Raw genomic sequence first — 23,909 nt, 5'->3', positions numbered from 1 at the left:
CTGACGGAAATACCGGTCATTTCGTACATGCCCCTAAGATTTATCCCACCTGTGCCGACAGACTGGTGAGACATGCGTGCACCAAAGTAGAGCGGCCATAGAGCCGCTTGAGCTGTACATGGAATGTTGCAACCCGGAACGCATCCCCACTTTCTGCATAGAAGCCCTATGAAATGAATCTCAAGTTCAGCCATAAAATCCTGTTGGCCGCCTCCGGCGTCGTGGTGCTGGCTTTTGCGTTGTTCACTTTGTACAACGACTATCTGCAGCGAAATACCATTCGGCAAAACCTCGAATCCTCCGTTCAACAAGCCGGCGACCTGACCGCCAGTAGCGTGCAGAACTGGATGAGTGGCCGCGTGCTGGTGCTGGAAAACCTCGCGCAAAACGTCGCTCATCAAGGCGCCAATGCCGATCTGCCGGGGCTGGTTGATCAGCCGGCCTTCACCTCCAACTTCCAGTTCACGTACGTCGGCCAGACTAATGGTGTGTTCACTCAACGCCCGGACGCGAAGATGCCGGACGGCTACGACCCACGTCAGCGTCCCTGGTACAAGCAAGCGGTTGTCGCTGACAAAACCATGCTGACCCCGCCTTACATGGCTGCCGTCGGTGGGTTGGTCGTGACCATCGCCATGCCGGTGAAAAAGAATGGCGAGTTGCTTGGCGTGGTCGGCGGTGACCTGAGCCTGGAAACCCTGGTGAAGATCATCAACTCGGTGGACTTCGGCGGCATTGGCCATGCGTTTCTGGTCAGTGCCGACGGCCAGGTGATCGTCAGCCCGGACAAAGACCAGGTCATGAAGAACCTGAAGGACATCTACCCCAACGCCGGCCTGCGCATCGAGAAGGGCAATCAGCAAGTCACCCTGAACAACCAGGAACGCATCCTCTCGTTCACCCCGGTCAACGGTTTGCCGAATGCTGCGTGGTACATCGGTCTGTCGATCGATAAGGACAAGGCCTACGCACCATTGAGCCAATTCCGCACCTCAGCGTTGATCGCGATGTTTATCGCTGTCGCCGTCATTGCGGTGCTGCTGACCCTGCTGATCAACGTGCTGATGCGTCCGCTGACCACCATGGGTCGTGCGATGCAGGACATCGCCCAGGGCGAAGGCGACCTGACCCGTCGTCTGTCCGTGGAAAGCAAAGACGAATTCGGCGAACTGGGCGGTTCCTTCAACCAGTTCGTGGAGCGAATTCACGCGTCGATTTCCGAAGTGTCCTCGGCAACCCGGCAGGTCCATGACCTGTCGCAACGGGTGATGGCTTCGTCCAACGCGTCGATCGTCGGTTCCGACGAACAAAGTGCGCGCACCAACAGTGTGGCGGCGGCGATTAACCAGTTGGGCGCCGCCACCCAGGAAATCGCCCGCAACGCCGCCGACGCTTCGCAGCATGCGAGCGGCGCGAGCGAGCAGGCCGATGACGGTCGTCAGGTGGTGGAAAAAACCATTCTGGCCATGACCGAGCTGTCGCAGAAAATCAGCCTGTCGTGCACGCAGATCGAAACCCTGAACGCGAGCACCGACAACATTGGGCACATTCTCGATGTGATCAAAGGCATCTCCCAGCAGACCAACCTGCTCGCACTCAACGCGGCCATTGAAGCGGCTCGTGCCGGTGAAGCCGGTCGTGGTTTTGCGGTGGTGGCGGACGAGGTGCGCAACCTGGCGCATCGCACGCAGGAGTCGGCCGAGGAGATTCACAAGATGATCACGTCGCTGCAGATCGGTTCGCGTGAAGCGGTGACCACCATGAACGCCAGTCAGGTCTCCAGCGAAGAGAGCGTTGAAGTGGCGAACCAGGCGGGTCTGCGTCTGGTCAGCGTGACGAAGCGCATTGGCGAAATCGACGGGATGAACCAGTCGGTGGCAGCAGCGACCGAGGAGCAGACGGCGGTGGTGGAAACCCTCAACGTCGACGTTAACCAGATCAATCTGCTGAATCAGCAGAGCGTGGCCAACCTCAATGAAACGTTGAAGGATTGCGATGCGTTGTCGTTGCAGGCGAATCGGTTGAAGCAGTTGGTTGATAGCTTCAAGATCTGATTCAGGTCAGATCTACCGCGTTATCGTTCTTCGCGGGCAAGCCTCGCTCCTACAGGTTACTCGATACCTTGTAGGAGCGAGGCTTGCCCGCGAAGAGGACTGGCTCATCACCGAAAAAAGTGTGTCCTACGCAAACAGCTTCAACACATTATTCATCGCATCATCGGCAAACCCCTGCACAAAATCCTTGAATCCCGGCAGCGCCTCCGCGCCGCCCGAGGCCGGCTCGGCGATGATGGTCCATGTCGCTCGGGACTGGCCTTCACCCAGCACCTCAACCGTCATCGCCGCCCACAAATTGGCCACGCCCAAGGTGTTGTAGATCGTGGTCCAGGTCATGCTCCGCGCCTGGTCATCCCGCGAGTTGAGTTGCTCGACCACCAGGTTGCCGTCCTTGAAGAATTTCTTGCGCAGCGATGACACGCCTTCGCCGGTCGTCTCGATGTGCGACAACGCCGGGATGAATTGATCGAAGCCGGCAAAGTTGCCGACCACCGCCCAGACTTTTTCAGCCTGCGCCGGCACGTCCACCGAAGACACGACGTGGCAGCCTTGCGGGTTTTTGATCAGGGTATCGGGTTGCAGGTTTTTCATGGTTTTGCTCCGCTTGAGTGATTCAGATGAAGTTGATTTCTTTGAGGTAATCGCAGCCGCGACGCAGCAGCGCCGGGGATTTTTCCGGGTAGTGCGCGCCCATCTGCCGCACGCCGGCCTGAGCGTTGTCATGGCCGATCATCGAGATGTCGCCGATGTCTTCTTCGAAGCCGTTGAGGTAAAAACCGAGCACGCCGAACAGCGCGTTGTCGCTGTCGACCCGGCCCAATTGCTGCTGCCAGTCGGAGACGCTGACCATGGAAAATTCCCGACCCGCCTCACGAAAGGACGCGACGTAATCGTCCCAACTCAGCGGCTCGGGGTTGTGCAGGTTGAACACCGCTTTTTCAGGTGAATATCGGCTGGCGTGGAAGGCGATGAAACGGGCGAGGAAGTCCACCGGCATCAGGTCGAAATTCAACGCGAATTCCGGCACCTGGCCGAGCTGGATCGAGCCTTTGAGCATCAGCATCAAACGGTTTTTGTGCGGCTGGCAGACGCCGCTCAGGCTGTTGAAACTGATGTTGCCGGGGCGGTACAGATTGACCCGAACCCCGCGCTCCCGAGCCCTTTCCAGGATCCGTTCGCCGACCCACTTGGACAGGTTGTAGCCATTCTTGATGTAGATCGGCGGGGTCTGCGCGGCGGGCAGTTCGAGCACCCGGCCATCAGCGGAAATCGTGCTCGAAGCCGACAGCGTCGAGACGAAATTGAAGATTTTTTTACTGCGTCCTTCGCACAGGCGCAGACACTCGAAGATTGGCTCGACGTTGTCCCGCGCCAGCGACTCGTAATCCAGCACGTGATTGACGTTGGCGGCGTTGTGCACCAGCGCGCCGTACTCGCGATCCAGGCGCTCGTAAACATCCACCGCAAGCCCCAGCGAGGGCTGTGTGATGTCCGCCGCGTAAACCCGCACCCGGCTCAAATCCAGATGCTCCAGACGGTTTTCCCGCAACGCGTGGGCGAAGCGTTCCGCCGCCGATTGCCCGCTGCCATCGCGCACCAGACACGCCACTTCGCTGGCGCCCCACGCCAACAGTGCTTCGACAATATGCACACCGACAAAACTGTTGGCGCCGGTGACGATCACCTTGTGTACGTCACCCATGCGACTGACGGGCAGCGGCTCGATATCCAGCTCGCGGAAGGCGTCCGCCATGGCCTGTTCGCTCAGCACTTCCTCTGTGCCGGAGCCGCGCACCAGTGTCGCCAGTTTCGCGATGGTCGGCAGTTCGATGAAGCGGTTGATCGAGATGCTGCGACCGAACTCTTCACGCAGGCGCAACAGCATGCGTGACAGCAGAATCGAGTGGCCGCCGAGATTGAAGAAGCTTTCGTCGGTGGAAATGTCGCTGGCTGGCAGCTCCAGCAGCTCGGCCCAGATCTCCAGCAGCAGCGCTTCATCGGCACTGGCCGGCAAGCGTCGCTCGGTGTTTTCGGCGATGCTGACGGGCAGCGCCAGCAGGGCTTTACGATCGACCTTGCCGTTGCTGGCAAACGGCATGCTCGCCAGTTCGGTCCAGGCGGTGGGCTGCATGTAGTCCGGCAGAAACTGGGTGGCGTGTGCTTTCAGTGCTTCACGCGCCGCGCCGGGCAGCGCTTCTTGAGGCTGGGCGAGGAACGCCAGAATCCGCCGTTGGCTGTCGATGACCACGGCCACCTGGCGGTACAGCTGACTGTCGCGCAGGCAACGTTCGATCTCCTCCGGCTCGACCCGAAAGCCGCGAATCTTCACCTGATTGTCCCGGCGTCCGCACAGCTCGATACCGGCGTCGGTCCACTTCGCCATGTCGCCGGTACGGTAGGCCCGCAGGTGCTCACCGCTCGGCAGGCTCACGTTCAAATAGCGCTCGGCGGTCTGTTGCGGATTATTCAAGTAACCCAGGCACACACCGGGTCCGACGATGTACAACTCGCCGACGGTCTGTTCGGCCACCGGTTGAAAATCCTCGTCGAGGATCAGCACCTGACTGTTGGCAATGGGCGCGCCGAGGGTGCGATTGCTGTCGCCGGCGCGCAGTTGCCGCGCGGTGATCAGCACCGTCGCTTCGGTCGGGCCATAGAGGTTGTAGAGGTTGCCCTGGCGGGTGAGTTGCTCGATGACATAGGGTTCGCACACATCGCCACCGGTCATCACGTGATCCAGCACCTGCAACTGCTCCAGCGGCAGAATGCTCAACAAGGCTGGTGGCAGAAACGCGTGGCTCAAGCGTTGGTGGCGGATCAGTTCCACCAGTTGCAGCGGATCACGGCGTTGATCGTCGCTGGGCACGATCAGCTCGGCGCCCTGCAACAGGGTCGGGAAAATATCGATCAGCGACGAGTCGAAACTCAACGACGAAAACTGCAACGCCCGGCTCTGCTCCGTCAGTTGCACATAGTCGGCGTACCACGCGGTGAAGTGCGCGAGGTTGGCCTGGCTGAGCAACACGCCTTTGGGATGGCCCGTGGTGCCGGAGGTGTAGAGCGCCATGCACGGCGCATCGAGGTCCGGGCGCTGGCGCATCAATGGTTGGTCGAGATCCACGCTGTCGATGTCGATCGCGCTGATGTCCAGGCTGAGCATCTCGGATGCAAGAGGATGCTGCCCGTCGTGCAGCAGCAACACGGCACCGGCATTCGACAGAATGTAGTGCTGACGTTGCAGCGGATGGCTCGGCTCCAGCGGCAGATACACCGCGCCGCTGCCGAGAATCGCCAGAATCCCTGCATACAACGCGCTGCATTTCGGCAGGCAAATGCCGATCACCCACGGCCCGTCGAGTTGTTCGAGCATTGGCTGCAAACGCTGCTGGATGGCGCGGCTGTGAGCATGCAGTTGGCGATAGCTGAGGGACGTGCCGGCAAGGTTCAGTGCCGGTCTTTCGGCGGACTGCATGAAGCGCTGCTCAAGCCGCTCGATCATCGGTACTTGCGCGAGTTGCAGCAACCGAGGATCAGCGGTGGAGTTGAGCCGGTGGACGAAGGCCAGCCGCTCCAGAAACTGCAGGCTTTCCAGCCGCTCGAAATGCACCGGGGTCGCTGGCTCGGCCAGTAGAAAATAGTCGGCGTCCCGCGAGAAACGACTGACCAGCAACGCTACGTGGTCCACCAGTTCCGCCACCGCCCGCACACGCAATGCCTGGCCGTTTCCCGAAGGTTCGTCGGCAATCGGCATGCGCGTGAGCAGCGTCGAACCGTGCAGGCACAGCAGGTCCAACGGCACAAGACCTGAAGTCTGCGGCTCGCCGATACCCAGTTGCAGCGTCAGTCGCGATGTCGCGCCGAAATCCACAAACGGCAGGCTTGTGTCGTCGATCAGCAAATCGAACGGTCCCGCCGCAGGCTGACCAACTGCTTCAAGCCGCGTCAGTGAGTGACCGTGTTGTTCGAGCTCCAGCGCCAGGTCGGTCAGGGCCTGGCTCTGCCCGATGAGCAGAATGTCGAGACGTCTCATGATGTACTCCTCGTTAAACCAGGTAGTCGCTCAGGGCTTCTTGAACGCACGGCGAATCGAGCAGCGAACTGCTGCGGAAAAACCGCACGATGTTGGCGACCAACGGGTGATGGCGGTTGATCGGGAAGGCCAGTCCCGACACTTCGCGCTTGAGTGCGGCGCGCGCGGCTTCGCTGATTTGCAAAGACTCGATCAGGCGAAAGTCGAACGACTTCTGAATGTCGTTGGTCAGGTAATGGCCGATGAACACCGGCAGAATCTGCGCGATGTATCGCCGGTCTTCTTCACTTGCGGTGTGCCAGTAGATGCGCACCAGCCGAGCCCAGAAGCCGGAGTGACGACCCTCGTCGAGCAGGTGATCTGCCATCAAACCCTTGATCGATTGCTTGACCGTGTCGTCCTTGGCAAACGCCGCCACATCCCCGGTGACGGTGTTCTCGGCGATGGCCACGCAGATCAATTCCACGGCACTGCGCAAGTGTTCCGGTGCGAGTGCCACGGCGGCCGGAATCGCCCGGCTCAGTTCGATTTCATCCGGAAGGTCGATGGGCGTGATGCCCGTCATGGCGACGGTTTGCTGCATGAAATCCATCGCCACCAGCGCGTGATAATCCTCGTCCACCACCACGGTCATGGCGTCGTACCGGCAGGCGAACGGGAAGGCCACGGCAAAGCGGTTCTTGGCGATGCTGCGCGCAGTTTTGTCGACGATCTCGGTTTCGAAAATCACCACGTCGTTGATGAATTTGTAGAGCGTCTGCACCAGGGCGAAATCCCGTTGCTCCGGGCATTCGCGCAGAAAGGTTTCACTCAGTACCAGCGGTTGGCGACTGAGCGGGTAGATCAGCTTTTCGTCGTTCTCCAGCACACGGCGCGGGCGGGTGCGGATGGTCGCGCGGCTTTCCCAGGCGTCGGCGAAGGATTGGTAGTCGGCGGCGTTCATGCGTTCACCTCTGCCACCGGTTCGCTCATGCTCAGGCGCAGGCCGTCCCACAGGGCAATGCGGCTTTCCACGGCGGCGAGGGCGCTGGCGTAGACTTCTTCTTCGCGTTGCGGATCGCCATTGACCAATCGCGCGAGGAGTTTTTCCGCTGCCGGGCCGTGGTCTTCGGAATCGACTTCGATGTGCCGTTCCAGGTAGTAACGGAAGGTCGGCGCCTGCTCGATGCCGATGCCCCAATCATCGAGAATCCGTTGGAACATCTGCGGAATCACGCTCTCGCGACCGTGCAAAAATGCCGCTGCAACACTGTGGCCGGGTGCATGCAGCGCGGTGTGCAAGGTGTGGCGCACGAACTGCGCAGCGGCCGGGTCAACGTCCACGCTCTGCAATGCCACGTCATAACTCACGCCTTCTTGCTGCAGGGCCACGAAGCGTTCGATGGCAGCCGTGCAGGCCCCCACTTCGCGCATCGCATCAAGGTACAACTCGAAATGGCTGTAATGGCCGTGGGCCGGACGATCATCGGACTCTTCGCCAAGCACGATCTCGTTGATCAGGCGCGCCGCTTGCGGATCGCTCGGCGGCAGCCAGGGCAACTGAACGCAGGTCAGTTCCTGTTGCAGGCGCTTGGTCAGCGACATGAAATCCCATACCGCAAACACATGGGATTCCATGAAACGTTGAAGTACCGGAAGCGAATGTATTTCAGAGAAAATCGGGTGCGCGCTAAGTTCTGCTTTCTTCTGATTAAGACGATCTTTAGTCGATTTCATGGCGAGCCTATAAGTGGTCCGGAGTGAGGTGCGATCAATAACTAGCGGGTGCTTTAAGTAGTCTGATGGCGAGCAGATGCCTCAAATGAATTGATCGGTATTAGTTGCATATAAGTCTTGTGGCTAAGGGGTTTCAGCCAGTGGTCAGTAGTGGCGGAGAAAAACTAATACACGAATAAAGTGCTGGGCAAGTTATTTTTATATTATTTTAAAGTTTAACTTTTTCGAGCGTGACAAGTTCCAATAAGACTTTTTGAATAAGTTTTATTTGGGCGTAGTTGCTCCTTTCGGCTTATATAAGTCGAAATCGAAATAAAGAGTGAATGCCTCACTCGAAGCAACTTTCTAAGGGTGATCGTTAGTGTGATTTGAGGGGTGGAAGTTGGCCGGGACGCCGATGCTTCCTTTCCCGTGGCAAGACTCCTTCCTTAGGTTCTTGATGCGGGGACTGCGCCGCTCATGCGGTGCGTCGCCCGTTTGTTATTCGTTGGCAGCCCAAGAGTGAGCGTAAATCAAGGCAGCCGCTATCACCGACGCGTCATAGGGTCAGTGCAAGGGGCGGGTTTGGCAGAAAGGATGTGCAGGCGCGGCAAGCGCGGGCGAGCAGGTCGACCTGCTCGCGCCGTTGCCGGGGTGATTTATTTCGAGGTTTTTCTGCTTTGCGCTTCGGGGCTTTCTAGATAGCGGGTGATGACCTCGACACCTCGGTTGAGGTGATGTTCGAGCAGCTTCACCGAGCGCTCGATGTCGCGGTCTTCCACCGCCCGCAGCAGCGCACGGTGATCTTCCTGGGACAGTTTGCCCAGGCCCATGGCTTCCAGGTTGAAGCGCAGGAAGCGCTCCTCTTCGTTCAGGCCGTCTTCGACCAGCCTCAAGAGCCGACGGTTAGGCGCCTTGCAATACATCGACATGTGGAACAGGCGGTTAAGCCGGCCGATTTCGGTGTAATCGTGTTCCGTTTCCAGTTCGTCGATGTAGCGGGCCGCCTGCTCGAAGTCTTCGTTGGTGAGCAAAGGGATCGACAGGCGCAGGGCTTCGGACTCCAGAAGGATGCGCAATGCGTAAGTCTCGACGGCGTCGCCCTGAACCAGTGGCGCGACCACCGCACCTTTGTGGGCGACCACGTTAAGCAGTGCATGGGCTTCGAGCTGGCGCAAGGCTTCACGGACCGGCATGCGGCTGACACCGAACAGGTCGGCCAGGTCTTGTTGGCGAAGGGCCGTGCCGCAAGGAATGCGACCATCGAGAATGGCGGCACGCAGGGTCTCTTCGATGACCGAGCGGGCCAAATGCGCGGGAATCGGCCCGTTGACCTTGATACTGCTGAGAGGGTTGGGCTTCTGTGTCACTACAACGCACCCTGAATGACTGAGATAAATTTGGATCCAAGAGGACACTAGTGACTGCCTGACAGGTTGTCAAACGCACACAGGGTCACACTTCAAGTTTAGTCGGCCCGCAGTGATCTCACCGTGCCATTGTTATTTAACAGGCTAACCTTCAACATCAATCGATTCCACCTGCCCATCCTGGATGCCTCGCATTGGCGGCACGTTTCGCGATCCCTCGGACCTTGCGCTGGTTGTGCTGCGCGTTGCTGCTGGCCGGTGTCATTTCGGGCGGCCTGCACGCTGACTGGGATTTTTCCCTGATCAGCCGTCGGGCGCAGGCGTTGTACGGACCATTGGGCGAGGGTCAGCAACGCATCGATGCCTGGCAGCAATTGTTGGCGACGCAGAAGCAGCTTGGCGAGCTGGACCAGCTCAATGTGGTCAACCAATTCTTCAACAAACAGATGCGCTATGAAGAGGACATCGACCTGTGGCACGAGGTCGATTATTGGGAAACCCCGATCGAAGCCTTGTGGAAAGGCGCCGGTGATTGCGAAGACTACGCCATCGCCAAGTATTTCAGTCTGCGCCGCCTCGGCGTTTCCAGTGACAAGCTGCGCATTACTTACGTAAAGGCCCTGAGCCTGAATCGCGCGCACATGGTGCTGACCTACTACGCCAGCCCCGACGCCATGCCGCTGGTGCTCGACAGCCTGATCGATGCGATCAAGCCCGCCAGCCAACGTACCGATCTGTTGCCCGTCTACGCTTTCAATGCCGAAGGCTTGTGGTTGCCGGGTGCCAAGGGCAACAAGAAAGTGGGCGATACCAAGCGGTTGTCCCGTTGGCAGGATGTGTTGAAGAAAATGCAGGCGGAAGGATTCCCGGTCGAAACGATTAACTAGGAGCACGCGCTCAGATGTCTTTGTTCAAACAGCTATTGATCGCTATTTGTCTGTTCCTGGTGGTCGCCTTCACCGGCAGCTTCATGGTCAGCCTCGAAAGCTCGCGCACCCAGTACGTCAACCAGTTGCGCTCCCATGCCCAGGACGCCGCGACAGCGTTGGCGCTGTCGTTGACGCCGAACATTGATGACCCGGCGATGGTCGAGCTGCTGGTCAGCTCGATCTTCGACAGTGGTTATTACGCGAGCATCCGCGTGGTCGATCTGTCGAACGACAAGGCGCTGGTCGAACGCAACGGCATCCCGGCGGTCACCAATGTGCCGGACTGGTTCATCAAACTGATCGGCCTGGAACCGGCGGGTGGCGATGCGATTGTCAGCCGTGGCTGGGAGCAGGCTGCGCGGGTCGAAGTGGTCAGCCATCCGATGTTCGCGCTGGCCAAGCTTTGGCAGAGCGCACTGGGTAGTCTCGGCTGGTTGCTGCTTTGCGGCGCGGTGAGTGCGGCGCTGGGTGCGTTGCTGTTGCGCCGGCAATTGAAACCGCTGGACTACATGGTCCAGCAATCCCACGCCATTGCCCGCCGCGAATTCCTCAGCCTGCCAGACCTGCCGCGCACACCTGAATTGCGCCGGGTGGTGCAGGCCATGAACCAGATGGTCGAGAAGCTCAAGGCGTTGTTCCAGGAGCAGGCCGAACGCAGTGAAAAACTGCGCGCCGAGTCCTATCAGGACAACCTGACCGGGTTGGCCAACCGGCGCTATTTCGAGATGCAATTGAACGCGCGGGTGAGCAATCCGGAACAGGCGAGTTCGGGTTATTTGTTGCTGCTACGGGTCAAGGATCTCGCCGGGCTGAACCAGCGTCTGGGCGGTCAACACACCGATGATTTGCTGATCGCGGTCGGCGAGCAACTGTCCCGCGAGTGTGCCAAATACCCCGAAACGCTGAACCTTGTCACGCGGATCCGTGGTGGCGAATTTGCCGTGCTGGCGCCGGGATTGCTGCGCGCAGAAGCGCTGCAACTGGCGCAAAACCTCGACAGCGCCTTGGCCAGCCTGCATGCGACCGGCGCCACCGACGTGGCCGCAGTGGCCTTCATCGGGTTGGTGCCGTTTGTGTATGGCGACGCCCCGCAAGCGGTGCTCGGGCTGGCGGATCAGGCACTGGCGCAGGCCGAAGGCCAGGGCGATTCGCGGTGGGTGTGCCTGGACCGCGCGGCGTCGGCCCCTGTCGGCGATGATCATCATGCCTGGCACAGCTTGCTCGATCTGGCGCTGAATCAGCAGCGTTTCGAGCTGTATTTCCAGCCGGTGGTGGCCAGTCAGGACACAACGTTGGTGCTGCATTACAAAGTGCTTTCACGCTTGATCGACGAGCAGGGCCAGGCGATCCCCGCCGGCCGGTTCTTGCCGTGGCTTGAGCGTTTCGGCTGGGCCGCGCGCCTGGACCGCCTGATGTTGGAGCGGGTGCTTGAGCAGATGGCCGACCATGAAGCGTCGTTGGCACTGAACCTGTCCTCGGCGACGCTGGCCAATCCGCAGGCGCTGGGTCAACTCTTCGATATTTTGCGGGCGCATTCCAGTTTGGGGTCGCGGCTGACGCTGGAAATCGGCGAGGAACAACTGCCGGAGCAGGCTGAGCTGGAAGAACTGACACGGCGGCTACGTGAACTCGGCTTCTCGTTGAGCCTGCAACACTTTGGCGGGCGCTTCAGCATGATCGGCAACCTGGCACGGCTCGGTTTGGCGTATTTGAAGATCGACGGCGTTTACATCCGCGCGATTGATCAGGAGAGTGACAAACGATTGTTCATCGAGGCGATTCAGCGGGCGGCGCACAGTATCGACTTGCCGTTGATTGCCGAGCGGGTCGAGACGGACGGGGAGTTGGCGGTGATCCGCGAGATGGGGATTTACGGTGTGCAGGGGCAGTTGTTTGGTGAGCCGAAGCCCTGGGGTTAGAACCTTGACCTGAGATGTCAGTCAGACCGCTTTCGCGAGCAAGCCCGCTCCCACAGGGTTTTGTGGTTGATTGCAAATTTGTGATCAACCCTGATCCTTGTGGGAGCGGGCTTGCTCGCGAAGGCGTCAGCTCAGGCGACAAAGGTTGGATCAGATCAACCCCGAATCATCCTCATCAACCAGACTACTCAACCCACCCAACGCTTCCCGGGCCTGTGACCGGTCCATCAGTTTGGCCTGTGCGGCGGCCGGCAGGTCGGTGACGCGGATTACGCCCTTATCGGTCAGCACCTGAATCAAGTCGTCGAGTACCCGGATCATGTCCAGGTCACTTTGTCTCAATTGCTTGAGTTGTTTGATTTGCTGAAGTTGTTTGTGGCTGGTCGCCATGACTTCGCTGGCGAACCAGGCTTGAAGATCGGGGTGGTCGGCCGGGAGTATTTCGGTAGACCCGGTGTAGGCCTCGGCTTCCACGCGCATCAGTTGGCCGTCTGCATTGCGTTGCACGTAGAACATTGAGCATCCCTCATGAATGACCCACATCGGTCTGTCAGCAGCATAGCCAACGGAGCGGTGCCTGGATGTCAGGCCGTGGCAAAACATGCTTTTAAACTAAGTAACTAATTGATTTAAAAGATATATACGAAACAACTAAACGTCTGTTCGTTAATTACCAGGGTAAATGGTCCGCTTATTGCTCCGTTGTTACTCATGTTCGTAATGATTTCAGCGACTGAATGAGCCTGCCATTCGGCGCAAAAATGAGCGGCCTTTCAGGCATGAGTGGATAATCGCGCGCCGTCCGGTCGAGCCGTTTTTTCGGTGAATGCATGCATAGATCAGCAGCCAAAAAAACAGCGCCAAGTCAAAAAAATGGCGATTAAAAAATAATTTTGATCGCGATTAAGTATTACGCTAGTGTAGTTCAAAATATTGACGATATCATTTTAGTGGCTCACCTCGACGGACCGTCACGAGCTTCGTGTTCTATCTCAGCAAGCGCCTCGGGCAGTCTATGAATCGTACAGACGATATATCGAACCTGTTCAACAGGTTCGGGGCAAGTGCGGACAGCTATCTGGAATTCGATAGCCATTTTGACTACAAAGAAAAGCCGTTGACGCTGGTGCCGACTACGCCTGTGTCCGTGGTGATTGACGCCCCTCAGGCCGCAATTGAGGTGGTTGAAGCCGCACCGATCGATCGCACGATCCCTGACGAGGCTGAACTGCCGCCCGCCAAAATCCCCCAGGTCGCTGCGCCGCTTCGCCATTTACTGGCCGAGGTCGCGCTGGCGCGTCAGGCAGAAGCACAGGCACGCAACGAAGAGGCGCTGCGCCAGGTGCTGCCCAATGGTCGCCCGAGCAAAACCAAAGCGCATGTCATCGCGTTGATTTCGGGCAAGGGCGGTGTTGGCAAAAGTACCCTGGCCTCGGCGCTGGCCACCCTGTTGCGGGTTGAGCACGGTCAGACGCTGGCCATCGACCTCGATCCACAAAATGCTTTGCAGCATCACTTGGGTGCCGAGCCGGATGTGGCGGGCATGGGCAACGCAAGCCTGCAGGGTGAAAACTGGAATTCACTGCTGTTGGCCGGGCCGGCCGGCTCATTGTTGCTGCCTTATGGTGCGGTCACTGAAGATGAGCGCCGGACGCTGGAACGCTATCTGGAAAACGATCGATACTGGCTGGCCCGTCAGCTGGCGAACATGGCGCTGGGTGAAAACGACGTGGTGATTCTCGACACGCCACCGGGTCGCACGGCTTACCTGGACCAGGCCTTGATGGTGGCTGATCAGGTGCTGGTGGTGGTTACCGCCGACGCCGCGTGCTTCCTGACGCTGGACCCGATGCAGCGCTTGCTCGACGAACGCAAGGCCCGGGGGCAGGCACCGCTGTGCAATTACGTGATCAATCAGTTCGACGCTTCCCGAGCGTTTTGCCGGGATATGCAAGAGGTGCTCAAGCGCCGTCTCGGTAATGATCTGCTGGGGTCCGTGGCGCTGGATCACAGCATCGGTGAGGCGTTGGCGTACGGTCAAAACCCTTTGCTGGAATCGGGCTTTTCCCCGGCTTGCCGAGACATGCGAGTCCTGAGTGACACGCTCAAGGCGCAGTTGAAGTCGATGGATATCGCGGAGTCGTACGCTTCGTGATTACAGCCTCAGCTCCTGATACCGAAGCCCCGACCCGATCGCAGCGTTGGGCGCAAGCGTTGTCCGATCGCGTGGACGGCTTGCCCAAGGCATTGCGTCGAGCGTTGACCCTCGGCGTCACCCTGATGTGCGCGCTGCTGGCTGTTTTTATCATCACGGTGCCGTTCGATCTGTATTCGCAGTGCATCTTTGCGGCGGGTTGCTTCGCCACCGCGTTGGTGCTGCGCAAGATTCCGGGGCGCCTGACGGTGATGGTGCTGATCGGTTTGTCACTGACGGCGTCCCTGCGCTACCTGTACTGGCGGCTGACCTCCACCCTCGGTTTCGAAGGTTGGCTGGACATGCTGTTTGGCTACGGACTGGTCATGGCCGAGCTGTACGCGATGATCGTGCTGGTGTTCGGTTACATCCAGACCGCCTGGCCGCTGCGCCGCAAACCGATATTGATGAGTGGCCCGCCCAGTGAATGGCCGACGGTCGATGTGTTCATCCCGTCGTACAACGAAACACTGGATATCGTCAAAGTCACGATCTTCGCCGCTCAGGCCATCGACTGGCCTCGCGACAAGCTGCGCGTGCATGTCCTCGATGACGGGCGCCGTGAAGACTTCCGCGAGTTCTGCGAGCAGATCGGCGTCAACTACATCGTTCGTGACAACAACCGCCACGCCAAGGCAGGCAACCTCAATGAAGCGCTGAAGGTCACCAGTGGCGAGTTCGTGGCGATTTTCGACGCCGACCACGTGCCGACGCGCTCGTTCCTGCAGGTGAGTATCGGCTGGTTCCTCAAGGACCCGAAGTTGGCGATGCTGCAAACGCCGCACTTCTTTTTCTCGCCTGACCCGTTCGAAAAGAACCTCGACACCTTCCGTTCCGTGCCGAACGAAGGCGAGCTTTTCTACGGCCTGGTACAGGACGGCAACGACCTGTGGAACGCGACGTTCTTCTGCGGTTCCTGTGCCGTCATCCGCCGTGAACCGTTGCTGGAAGTCGGTGGCGTGGCCGTCGAGACCGTGACCGAAGACGCCCACACGGCGCTCAAACTCAACCGTGCCGGCTACAACACCGCGTACCTGGCCATTCCTCAGGCGGCGGGCCTGGCGACGGAAAGCCTGTCGCGGCACATCAGCCAGCGGATTCGCTGGGCACGGGGCATGGCGCAGATTTTCCGCACCGATAACCCGCTGTTCGGCAAAGGCCTCAGCCTGGGTCAGCGGCTGTGCTACGTGAACGCGATGCTGCACTTTTTCTATGGTTTGCCGCGTCTGGCGTTCCTTACCGCGCCGCTGGCCTTTCTGATTTTCGACGCGCGGATCTACCACGCCTCGGCCTTGATGATTACCGCTTATGTGCTGCCGCACATCCTCCACGCCAGCCTGACCAACTCCAGCATTCAGGGGCGATTCCGCCATTCGTTCTGGAACGAGGTCTACGAGACGGTACTGGCCTGGTACATCATGGGCCCGGTGCTGATGGCGCTGGTCAATCCCAAGTTCGGCGGCTTCAACGTGACCGACAAGGGCGGGATCATCGACAAGAAGTACTTCGAATGGAAGCTGGCGCGCCCCTACATCATCCTGCTGAGTTTGAACGTCGCCGGCATGATCATCGGTGTGGTGAAGCTGATGGAGGGCGCGGACGATGCGGCGACCACGATCCTGATCAACCTGGCCTGGACGGTTTACAACATCATCATCACCAGCGCCTCGGTGGCGGTGGCCAGTGAAACCCGGCAGATGCGTTCCGAGCCGCGGGTCGCGGCGGCGCTGCCGATGCGCCTGACCCGTGCCGACGGCAGCGTCATCGAAGGCACCACCCTGGATTTCTCGCAAAAAGGCCTGGGCTTCCGTTTGCCTGACGGGGTGACGGTTCCTCAGGGCGAGCGGGTGCAGATCTCGCTGTTCCGCAATAAGCACCTGTGCGTGTTCCCGGCGGTGATTGTGTTCAGTCGCGGCACCGTTTTGGGCGCGCAGTTCGATCAGTTGACGCTGCGTCAGCAAAGCGAACTGGTGCGCCTGACCTTCTCGCGCGCCGACACCTGGGCGTCGACCTGGGGCAGCGGTCAGGTCGATACGCCGCTGGTGGCGTTGCGTGACGTCAGTGCCATTGGCCTGCGTGGAATCTACGAACTCTTCAAGGCCACGGTCCTGGAAGCGCGGGCATGGCTGCGCAACCGTCGTCCACCCCCTCCCCTCTTAGAAAACGTTCTGGACAAGTGATGAACTCGAAGTCTTTCGCTGTCGGTAACCTGCGCGGTGTTCGCCGCGCTCTGGCTCGTGCGACCTGCACCTTGCTGGCGTTGGGGAGTGGTGTCACGGCGTTCGCCGAAACGGCGCCGGCGACCAGTGCCACGGCAGGTGCCGGCAACTACAGCCTGACGCTCAAGCAGCTGGGCCGGAACTATCCGATGACCCTGCGCGGTGTCGAGTCCGCCGACAGCGTCAACTTCGACGTGCGCGCCGATGCGATCGTGACCGGCGCGCATCTGACGTTGCAATACACCTATTCCCCTGCGCTGCTGGCCGACCTTTCGCAGATCAACGTGATGGTCAACGATGAGGTGGCTGCCAGCCTGCCATTGCCCAAGGAAAACGCCGGGGTAATGCAAAAGCAGGTGGTGGAGATTCCCGCTCACCTGATCACCGAGTTCAACCGTTTGAGCCTGCAGTTCGTCGGCCACTACACGATGAGTTGCGAAGACCCGCAGCACTCCAGCCTGTGGGCCAGGATTAGCAACAACAGTCAGCTCGACATCCAAGTGTCGCCACTGACCTTGCCGGACGATCTGGCGATCCTGCCGCTGCCGTTTTTCGACCGTCGGGATGCGCGTCAGCTGAGCTTGCCGTTTGTGTTTGCCGCTGCGCCCGACAACAGCACCCTGGAAGCCGCCGGTGCACTGTCGTCGTGGTTCGGCGCGCAGGCCAGCTATCGCGGCGCGGTGTTTTCCTCGCGCTTCAACCAGCTGCCGGCCAGCGGCAATGCCGTGGTGCTGCTCAGTGGTCCTGATGCGTTGCAACTCGGTGGTTTGACACTGCCGGCGGCGACAGGGCCGACCCTGACGCTGATGAGCAACCCCAACGATGCGAACGGCAAATTGCTGGTGATCACCGGCCGCGACGGGGCCGAGCTCAAGCGCGCAGCGACGGCGTTGGTGCTGGGCAGCCAGGCGTTGTCGGGCAGCCGCGTGGTGATCGACCATCTCGACAACGTGCAGCCACGCAAGCCGTACGACGCACCGAACTGGTTGCCCACCGATCGTCCGGTCAAGCTGGGTGAGTTGATTACGGCCAAGCAATTGAATGTCGCCGGCTACAACCCCGGCGAGATCACCGTGCCGCTGAATTTCCCGCCGGACCTGTTCACCTGGCGCGACGAAGGCGCACCGCTGGACCTCAAATACCGCTACACCCCGCAGGAGAAATCCTCCAACTCGTCGTTCATTATCAGCTTCAACGACGGGCTGATTCAGTCTCGCAACCTGCCGTCCCAGGACAAGCTCGACAGCGGTGTGCTCAGCGCGCTGAAGACCAACGACAGCCTGGCCCGCGAGGTTCGTGTGCGCCTGCCGTTGAACTCGGTCGCCCTGCAATCGCGTCTGCAACTGCGCTACATGTTCGATTACATCAAACAGGGCGAGTGCGGCGACATCATTATCGACAACATGCGGGGCAGCGTGGACCCGGAATCGACCCTGGACCTGCGCGGCTACGACCACTTCATGGCCATGCCCAACCTCGGCGTGTTCAAGGACGCAGGCTTCCCGTTCACCCGTCTTGCCGACCTGTCGCAAACCGCCGTGGTGCTGCCGGACAACGCCGGGGCTACTGACCTGGACGCCTACCTCACGGTGCTCGGACGGTTTGGCCAGTCCACCGGCTACCCGGCCACCGGCGTGCAGGTGACGCAAGCGGCGCAGGTCGCGACGGCTGCCGACAAGGATCTGCTGGTGTTGGCGTCCGGTGCCAACCAGCCGCTGCTGACCCAGTGGGCCGACCGTCTGCCAGCGGCCGGGAATGACGGCCAGCAACGTTTCGAACTGTCCGATTTGCCCATGCGTGTACGGGATTGGTTCAGCCCCGACCCGGATGCCAACCAGCGCAAGGCACGGCTGGCCATGGCGTTTTCCGGCGGGCAGCGCAGCACGTACTTGACCGGTTTCGAGTCGCCGCTGAAGAGCGGTCGCAGCGTCGTGGTGATTGCCAGCGACCGGCCGGAAGGCCTCACCGAAGCGACCAAAGCCTTGGTCGGCGGCGAGGAGTACACCCAGTCGATCCAGGGCAGCCTGGTGGTGGTTCGCGGCAAATCCATCGAAGCGCTGGTGGCGGACGAGCAGTACTACGTCGGCGATCTCGGGCCGTTCAAGTACGTGCAATGGATGTTGTCGCGGCATGTGGGCTGGATGTTTGCGCTGACCGGACTGGCCATCGTGCTGCTCAGTGGTCTGGCGTACGTGTCGCTGCGTGCCCGCGCCAAACGACGTCTTGACGTGTGATGAGCGTGCCCGCCTTCACCCATAAACGCCCGTGTCGTGCCGCCGTGATCGCGCTGTCGACGCTGCTGCTGGCATGGCTGCTGCCTGCCACCGCCCAGGCGCAACGTTGCGAGGCATCGACCTGGCCGTTGTGGCAGACGTTTGTCGAGCACTTTGTGCAACCCGACGGGCGCGTGCTGGACGCCAGCACGCCGCAACGTCACAGCTCGTCTGAGGGCCAGTCATACGCCATGTTCTTCGCCCTGGTGGCGAATGATCGGGTCACCTTCGACAAGCTGTGGCGCTGGAGTCAGGACAACCTCGCCCAAGGCGATATCAAGAATAATCTGCCGGGTTGGTTCTGGGGCCTGGACGAGCAGGGTCAATGGCGCCTGCTGGACAGCAATTCGGCGTCTGACGCTGATCTCTGGTTCGCCTACGCGTTGCTCGAAGCCGGAAGACTTTGGCAGAGCGACGCCTACACCCAGGCGGCGCGCCAGATCCTGCACAACGTCGCCACCCAGGAGGTCGAGGACCTGCCGGGGCTGGGCAAAATGCTGATGCCGGGGAAATTCGGATTTATCAAACCCGACCTCGACAAGCCCGAACTGTGGCAGCTCAACCCCAGTTACCTGCCGATTCCGGTGCTGCGCCGATTCGCCGACATCGATCGCAACGGACCGTGGGCGGAAATCGCCACGAACACCGCGACCCTGATCAAGGCCGTCAGCTACAAAGGCTTCGTTGCCGATTGGGTCAGTTATCGCCGCACCGGGCCGGGCAAGGGCGAGTTCATCGTCGACCCGGTCAAGGGTGAATTGGGCAGTTACGATGCGATCCGCACGTACCTGTGGGCGGGCGTGATGCCCGTCAAGGACCCGCTGCGCAAACCGTTGCTCGGCAGCTTGGGCGGCATGCTCGCCGCCACGCTCGCCGACGGTGTGCCGCCGGAGAAAGTCCAGGTGCTCAGCGGTCAGCGCAGCGGTGCCGGCCCCTTCGGTTTTTCCGCCGCGCTGCTGCCGTATTTCAAAGCGCTGGGCAATCCGTCGCTGCAACAGCAACAGGCCTTGCGCGTGCAGCAACTGATGGCCCAGACCCTGACCCCCGAAGCGGTCCAGGCAAAGCAGCCACCCTATTACTTTTTTGTACTGAGCCTGTTTTCGCTGGGCTACATGGACAACCGCTACCACTTCCTTGATCACGGGAAGTTGCAACCGATGTGGGAGAAGCAATGCCAGCGCGCCGTCACGCCATAGCCTTCGGGGTTTTCGCCGCCCTGATCCACAGCAGCAGCTTTGCCGAGCTCAATGGCGCCGGCAAGGCGCTGCTGCAACAGGGGCAATACTGGCAGGCACAAGGTGACCAGGTTCGGGCCACCGAAGCCTGGAAAAAACTGCTGCTGATCGATCCGCAGCAAGCCGATGCGATTTACGGTCTGGGCTTGCTGGAGCTCAAGGCCAACCGCCCTGCTGGCGCCAATCGCTATCTGGACCAGCTCAAGCAGTCTCATCCCGGTGAGTCGCAAACGTTGTTGCTGGAACAGGCCATCGCCTTGCAGAGCGGCAGCAATCTCGACCAGTTGGAGCAGGCGCGCCTGCTGGCGACGGCGGGCGAGCTGGACAAGGCCATGCCGATCTATCGGCAGATTTTCGCGGGCAAGGCACCTCAAGGGGAGCTGGGCCTGGAGTTCTACAACTACCTCGGTTACTCGACCGGCGGCTGGACTGAGTCGCGCCAGGGCCTGGAGCGTTTGCTGCAACAGAGCCCGGACAACGCCAAGGTCAAACTGGTATTGGCCAAACTGCTGCTGCGCAACGAGGCGACCCGTACCGACGGTATTCGTCGCTTGGGTCAGCTGTCGACCCTGCCCGAACTGGGCGGTGAGGCTACCGAAAGTTGGCGCGAGGGTCTGGTGTGGCTGGGTTCGCCACGAGCGGCGGAGATCCCGCTGTTCGAGGAATATCTCAAGGCCAATCCGGATGACGCCGAGATTCGCACGCAAATGAACAGCCGTGGCACGGCCGCCGTGGCTGCCCAGCAGAATCCGAACCTGGCACGCGGTTTCAAGGCGCTTCAGGACAACCAGCTGAATGTCGCCGAGCAAGCCTTTTTGGCACGACTCAAAGAACAAGCGCAGGACGCCGACGCGTTGGGCGGTCTGGGGATTGTCCGTCAGCGTCAGGGCCGTTTGAGCGATGCCAATGAATTGCTCAAGCGTGCCGCCGGCCGTGGCGGCAACCCGCGCTGGCAAGCGGCGTTGGAGAGCAATCGCTACTGGGATTTGCTGGGCCAGGCTGACAAGGCCAAATCCGACCATGATCTGGTGCGGGCGCGCAGCCTGTTGCAACAGGCGATCGCCAGTAAGCCGCGACAAGTCGAAGGCTATGTCGCTTTGGGTGGTGTGCAAGCGGAGCAGAACCAGTTGGACAATGCCGAGGCGAGCTATCGTCAGGCACTGACCCTGGACAATGACAACCCTGCGGCCCTGCTGGGGCTGATCACCGTGCTGGCGCAAAACGGTCAGGCCAGCCAAGGGTTACGAATGATCGAAGGGCTGAACCCGGCCCAGCAAAAACGTCTTGGCGATTTGCGGCCATTGCGTGCCGCCGTCGCGGTCGGCCAGGCGAAAAATGCCGAGCGCAGCGGCGACCTCAACGGCGCGATTGCCGCGCAACAGGAAGCCGTGCGCAACGACCCGCAGAATGTCTGGACGCGCTATGACCTGGCGCGTCTGTACGTGCAAGCGAAGGCCCCGGACAAAGCCCGGCAGACCATGGCGGAGCTTCTTAAGGCCGATCCGCAGCGCGTCGATGCGCTGTACGTCAGCGCACTGCTACTGAGCCAGTTGGGCGAATGGTCGAACGCGCAAAGCACGCTGGAGCGCATCCCGGTGAGCCAGCGCAGCACGGCGATGCAACAACTGGCCAACGAGGTTCAGGTGCAATCCCTGGCCAGCCAGGCCTCGACCCTGGCCAAGCAAGGTGACCGCAGCCAAGCCATCACGTTGCTGCGTCGTGCCGAACTGGCCGCCAACGGCAAACCCGAATCATTGGGCATGCTGGCCTCGGCGTACGTCGATGCCGGTGATACCGAACACGCGTTGTCGATGCTGCGCAACGCCATGGCACAAAGCAGCACACCGTCGGCGTCGCTGCGCCTGGCGTATGCCGGCGTGCTGCTGAAGACCGGTGACGACGTGCAGGTCAATCAGATCCTGCTCGAGTTGCAGAGCCAGCCATTGGCGGCGGCGGATCAGCGCAGTTATGACCAATTGTTGTACCTCTACACCGTGCGTCAGGCCGATCTGTTGCGGGAGAAGGGCGACCTCGTGGCGGCCTACGACACGCTCGCGCCGGCCCTGGCTCAGCGTCCGAACGACCCCTTGGCGGTTGGCGCGCTGGCGCGCATGTACCTGGCCAACAACAACGCCAAAAAAGCCATCGAGCTGTATCAACCGTTGCTCGACCAGGCGCCGAATGATCCGCAGCTGCAGATCGGCATAGCCCAGGCCTTGAATCAATCCGGCGATTATCGCGGCGCTGAAAAAGCCATGGACAAGGCGCTGGAACTGGCGCCGAACGATGCGCCGATTCTCGCCACCGCTGCCAGTCTGTATCGCGCCCAAGGCAAGAACGCCAAGGCCGCGCAGCTGTATGCACGTGCCCTGGCACTGCAAGCGCCGAGCAAGGAAGACGCCAATCCGTTTGCCGGGACCGTGGCCGCCAACCCGTTTGTGGGCAAGGCCGGCCAACGCAGTCAATCGCGGCTGGCCGAGGCTACGCTGTCGCAAATTCCGGCGCCCGCGCAGGTGCAGGTTGCGCAGGCTGCGGATGAGGCCGAGCCGGCCCTATCGAATGCCTTGGCGAGCAATGGCAGCGCTGGCGCTTACGCTGTGCAACCCGCGCGCACGGGCTTCGATGACCCTCGCCGTGCGGCCCCGGCCAAGCCGACGGACCCGCAGGCAGAAGCCCGCCAGGCGATGCAAAGTGCGCTGGACCAGATTGATCAGGAACGCAGCCCGCGTGTCACTCAAGGCGTGACCATCCGCAGCAATGACAGCGAGTCGGGCCTGAGCAAAATCACCGACGTCGAAACGCCGCTGGAAATCAGTGTGCCGCTGGGTGATGACCGCCTGGCACTGCGCGTTACGCCGGTGTCGCTGAACGCCGGTGGCATCAGTGATCCTGCCAAGTCGCGCTTCGGTGGTTTCAATGAGCAGCAGATGGCCGCGTTGCAAGCCCAGTTGGCGAACAACACGGACCCGGTCCAGACCGATTTCCTGCGTAATCAGATCAGCGGCCCGATCGGGCGTCAGAAGGACACGGGTGTCGGCCTGGCCGTGGCTTACGAGAACCCGTCGCTGGGGCTGAAAACCGATCTGGGCGCAAGCCCCATGGGTTTCCTCTACAGCACCGTGGTCGGCGGTATCAGCATTGATCGTTCGTTCACCGAAGGCAGCGATTTCCGCTACGGCCTGAGCCTGTCGCGGCGCCCGGTGACCGACAGCCTTGTGTCTTTCGCTGGTGCGCGAGACGCCCGCAGTGGCCTGGAATGGGGCGGCGTCACCGCCAATGGCGGGCGTTTGCAGCTGAGCTATGACAATGGCGATTACGGCGTCTATGGCTACGGTGGCCTGCATAAATTGGTGGGCAATAATGTCGAATCCAACAGCCGTGCCGAGGCCGGCACCGGCGTCTACTGGTACTTGCTCAATGACGACAGCCGTCAGCTGACCGCCGGCCTGAGCCTCACCGGCATCAGCTACGACAAGAACCAGGGCAACTTCACCTATGGCAACGGCGGTTACTTCAGCCCGCAAAACTTCTTTTCCATCGGCGTGCCGATCGGCTGGTCGCAACGCACCGATCGCTTGAGTTACTCGATCAAGGGCTCGGTCGGCGTGCAGCACATCGAGCAGGATGCGACGCCGTACTTCCCGAACGACAACGACATGCAGAGCGTGCTGAGTCAGGTTTCGCAGCAGTACGCCACGGCCGGGATCATTGTGCCGACCCAGTACTCGGGACAGAACAAGACAGGCGTCGGTTACAACCTGAATGCGGCCGCCGAGTACCGTTTTGGCGACAACGTCTTCCTGGGCGGCAGCTTCGGCCTGGACAACGCCCAGGACTACAAGCAATTCACCGGTGGTTTGTACCTGCGGTACATGTTTGAAGACTTCACCGGTCGCATGGCGATGCCGGTCAGCCCTTACCGTTCCCCTTATTCGAATTAAGCAGCAGGAGTTTGCACCGTGGCAGTATCGATTCTGGCAGGCATGAC

Annotated in this window: 14 protein-coding genes; 8 read left to right on the top strand and 6 right to left on the bottom strand. The window is 60.5% G+C overall.

The window, feature by feature from the left end; translation table 11 throughout:
* Positions 1-173 precede the first annotated feature (173 nt).
* Positions 174-2,054, top strand: coding sequence for a methyl-accepting chemotaxis protein (locus tag ACYZUC_RS19575; protein ID WP_461989781.1), 1,881 nt, complete (start codon positions 174-176; stop codon positions 2,052-2,054).
* A 126-nt stretch (positions 2,055-2,180) separates the two neighbouring features.
* Here the strand turns inward: ACYZUC_RS19575 and ACYZUC_RS19570 are convergent, their stop codons facing one another.
* From ACYZUC_RS19570 to ACYZUC_RS19550, 5 genes are all read right to left on the bottom strand, one after another.
* Positions 2,181-2,648: an SRPBCC family protein gene (locus ACYZUC_RS19570; RefSeq protein WP_461989779.1), complete on the bottom strand. Its 468-nt coding sequence runs from the start codon at positions 2,646-2,648 to the stop codon at positions 2,181-2,183.
* Between the two features lie 22 nt (positions 2,649-2,670).
* Positions 2,671-6,087 (bottom strand): amino acid adenylation domain-containing protein, encoded by a 3,417-nt coding sequence (locus ACYZUC_RS19565; protein WP_461989777.1) that lies wholly within the window; start codon positions 6,085-6,087, stop codon positions 2,671-2,673.
* A 13-nt stretch (positions 6,088-6,100) separates the two neighbouring features.
* Positions 6,101-7,030 (bottom strand): diiron oxygenase, encoded by a 930-nt coding sequence (locus tag ACYZUC_RS19560; RefSeq protein WP_461989775.1) that lies wholly within the window; start codon positions 7,028-7,030, stop codon positions 6,101-6,103.
* On the bottom strand, positions 7,027-7,803 hold the full coding sequence (locus ACYZUC_RS19555) for a DUF3050 domain-containing protein (RefSeq protein ID WP_461989774.1): 777 nt from the start codon (positions 7,801-7,803) through the stop codon (positions 7,027-7,029). The genes ACYZUC_RS19560 and ACYZUC_RS19555 overlap by 4 nt, the downstream gene beginning before the upstream one ends.
* Before the next feature lie 638 nt (positions 7,804-8,441).
* Positions 8,442-9,152, bottom strand: a complete 711-nt coding sequence (locus tag ACYZUC_RS19550) for a GntR family transcriptional regulator (RefSeq protein ID WP_008039600.1) — start codon at positions 9,150-9,152, stop codon at positions 8,442-8,444.
* 194 nt (positions 9,153-9,346) lie between these two features.
* Between ACYZUC_RS19550 and lapG the strand changes: the two genes are divergently transcribed.
* Complete coding sequence (gene lapG, locus ACYZUC_RS19545; RefSeq protein ID WP_461989772.1) at positions 9,347-10,039, top strand: cysteine protease LapG; 693 nt, start codon at positions 9,347-9,349, stop codon at positions 10,037-10,039.
* A gap of 14 nt (positions 10,040-10,053) precedes the next feature.
* Positions 10,054-12,000 carry a cyclic di-GMP receptor LapD gene (gene lapD / locus ACYZUC_RS19540; RefSeq protein WP_461989771.1) on the top strand — a complete coding sequence of 649 codons (1,947 nt, stop codon included), beginning with the start codon at positions 10,054-10,056 and terminating at the stop codon, positions 11,998-12,000.
* Positions 12,001-12,150: 150 nt separating this feature from the next.
* On the opposite strand, the gene ACYZUC_RS19535 is transcribed toward lapD, so the two are convergent.
* The gene (locus tag ACYZUC_RS19535) at positions 12,151-12,516 is read right to left on the bottom strand and encodes a tryptophan synthase subunit beta (RefSeq protein WP_461989769.1); all 366 of its coding nucleotides are present in this window, start codon (positions 12,514-12,516) and stop codon (positions 12,151-12,153) included.
* A gap of 499 nt (positions 12,517-13,015) precedes the next feature.
* On the opposite strand from ACYZUC_RS19535, the gene bcsQ reads away from it, so the two are divergent.
* Genes bcsQ through ACYZUC_RS19510 form a run of 5 tightly spaced genes read left to right on the top strand, consistent with a single transcriptional unit; the run spans position 13,016 to position 23,862 of the window.
* The gene (bcsQ, locus tag ACYZUC_RS19530; RefSeq protein WP_461989767.1) at positions 13,016-14,155 is read left to right on the top strand and encodes a cellulose biosynthesis protein BcsQ; all 1,140 of its coding nucleotides are present in this window, start codon (positions 13,016-13,018) and stop codon (positions 14,153-14,155) included.
* The gene (bcsA, locus tag ACYZUC_RS19525; RefSeq protein ID WP_461989765.1) at positions 14,152-16,374 is read left to right on the top strand and encodes a UDP-forming cellulose synthase catalytic subunit; all 2,223 of its coding nucleotides are present in this window, start codon (positions 14,152-14,154) and stop codon (positions 16,372-16,374) included. Before bcsQ ends, bcsA begins: the two co-directional genes overlap by 4 nt.
* Positions 16,374-18,647, top strand: coding sequence for a cellulose biosynthesis cyclic di-GMP-binding regulatory protein BcsB (gene bcsB, locus ACYZUC_RS19520; protein ID WP_461989763.1), 2,274 nt, complete (start codon positions 16,374-16,376; stop codon positions 18,645-18,647). The genes bcsA and bcsB overlap by 1 nt, the downstream gene beginning before the upstream one ends.
* Positions 18,647-19,882, top strand: coding sequence for a cellulose synthase complex periplasmic endoglucanase BcsZ (gene bcsZ, locus ACYZUC_RS19515; RefSeq protein ID WP_461989761.1), 1,236 nt, complete (start codon positions 18,647-18,649; stop codon positions 19,880-19,882). The genes bcsB and bcsZ overlap by 1 nt, the downstream gene beginning before the upstream one ends.
* On the top strand, positions 19,858-23,862 hold the full coding sequence (locus tag ACYZUC_RS19510) for a cellulose biosynthesis protein BcsC (RefSeq protein WP_461989759.1): 4,005 nt from the start codon (positions 19,858-19,860) through the stop codon (positions 23,860-23,862). The genes bcsZ and ACYZUC_RS19510 overlap by 25 nt, the downstream gene beginning before the upstream one ends.
* Positions 23,863-23,909 lie beyond the last annotated feature (47 nt).

Source organism: Pseudomonas sp. GT1P32 (genome assembly GCF_054897805.1).
This window is presented reverse-complemented; position numbering and strand designations above follow the sequence as displayed.

Coding starts and splice junctions, on each gene's coding strand:
- ACYZUC_RS19575 (WP_461989781.1), top strand. CDS start 174: ATGAATCTCAAGTTCAGCCATAAAATCCTGTTGGCCGCCTCCGGCGTC.
- ACYZUC_RS19570 (WP_461989779.1), bottom strand. CDS start 2,648: ATGAAAAACCTGCAACCCGATACCCTGATCAAAAACCCGCAAGGCTGC.
- ACYZUC_RS19565 (WP_461989777.1), bottom strand. CDS start 6,087: ATGAGACGTCTCGACATTCTGCTCATCGGGCAGAGCCAGGCCCTGACC.
- ACYZUC_RS19560 (WP_461989775.1), bottom strand. CDS start 7,030: ATGAACGCCGCCGACTACCAATCCTTCGCCGACGCCTGGGAAAGCCGC.
- ACYZUC_RS19555 (WP_461989774.1), bottom strand. CDS start 7,803: ATGAAATCGACTAAAGATCGTCTTAATCAGAAGAAAGCAGAACTTAGC.
- lapD (WP_461989771.1), top strand. CDS start 10,054: ATGTCTTTGTTCAAACAGCTATTGATCGCTATTTGTCTGTTCCTGGTG.
- ACYZUC_RS19535 (WP_461989769.1), bottom strand. CDS start 12,516: ATGTTCTACGTGCAACGCAATGCAGACGGCCAACTGATGCGCGTGGAA.
- bcsQ (WP_461989767.1), top strand. CDS start 13,016: ATGAATCGTACAGACGATATATCGAACCTGTTCAACAGGTTCGGGGCA.
- bcsB (WP_461989763.1), top strand. CDS start 16,374: ATGAACTCGAAGTCTTTCGCTGTCGGTAACCTGCGCGGTGTTCGCCGC.
- bcsZ (WP_461989761.1), top strand. CDS start 18,647: ATGAGCGTGCCCGCCTTCACCCATAAACGCCCGTGTCGTGCCGCCGTG.
- ACYZUC_RS19510 (WP_461989759.1), top strand. CDS start 19,858: ATGCCAGCGCGCCGTCACGCCATAGCCTTCGGGGTTTTCGCCGCCCTG.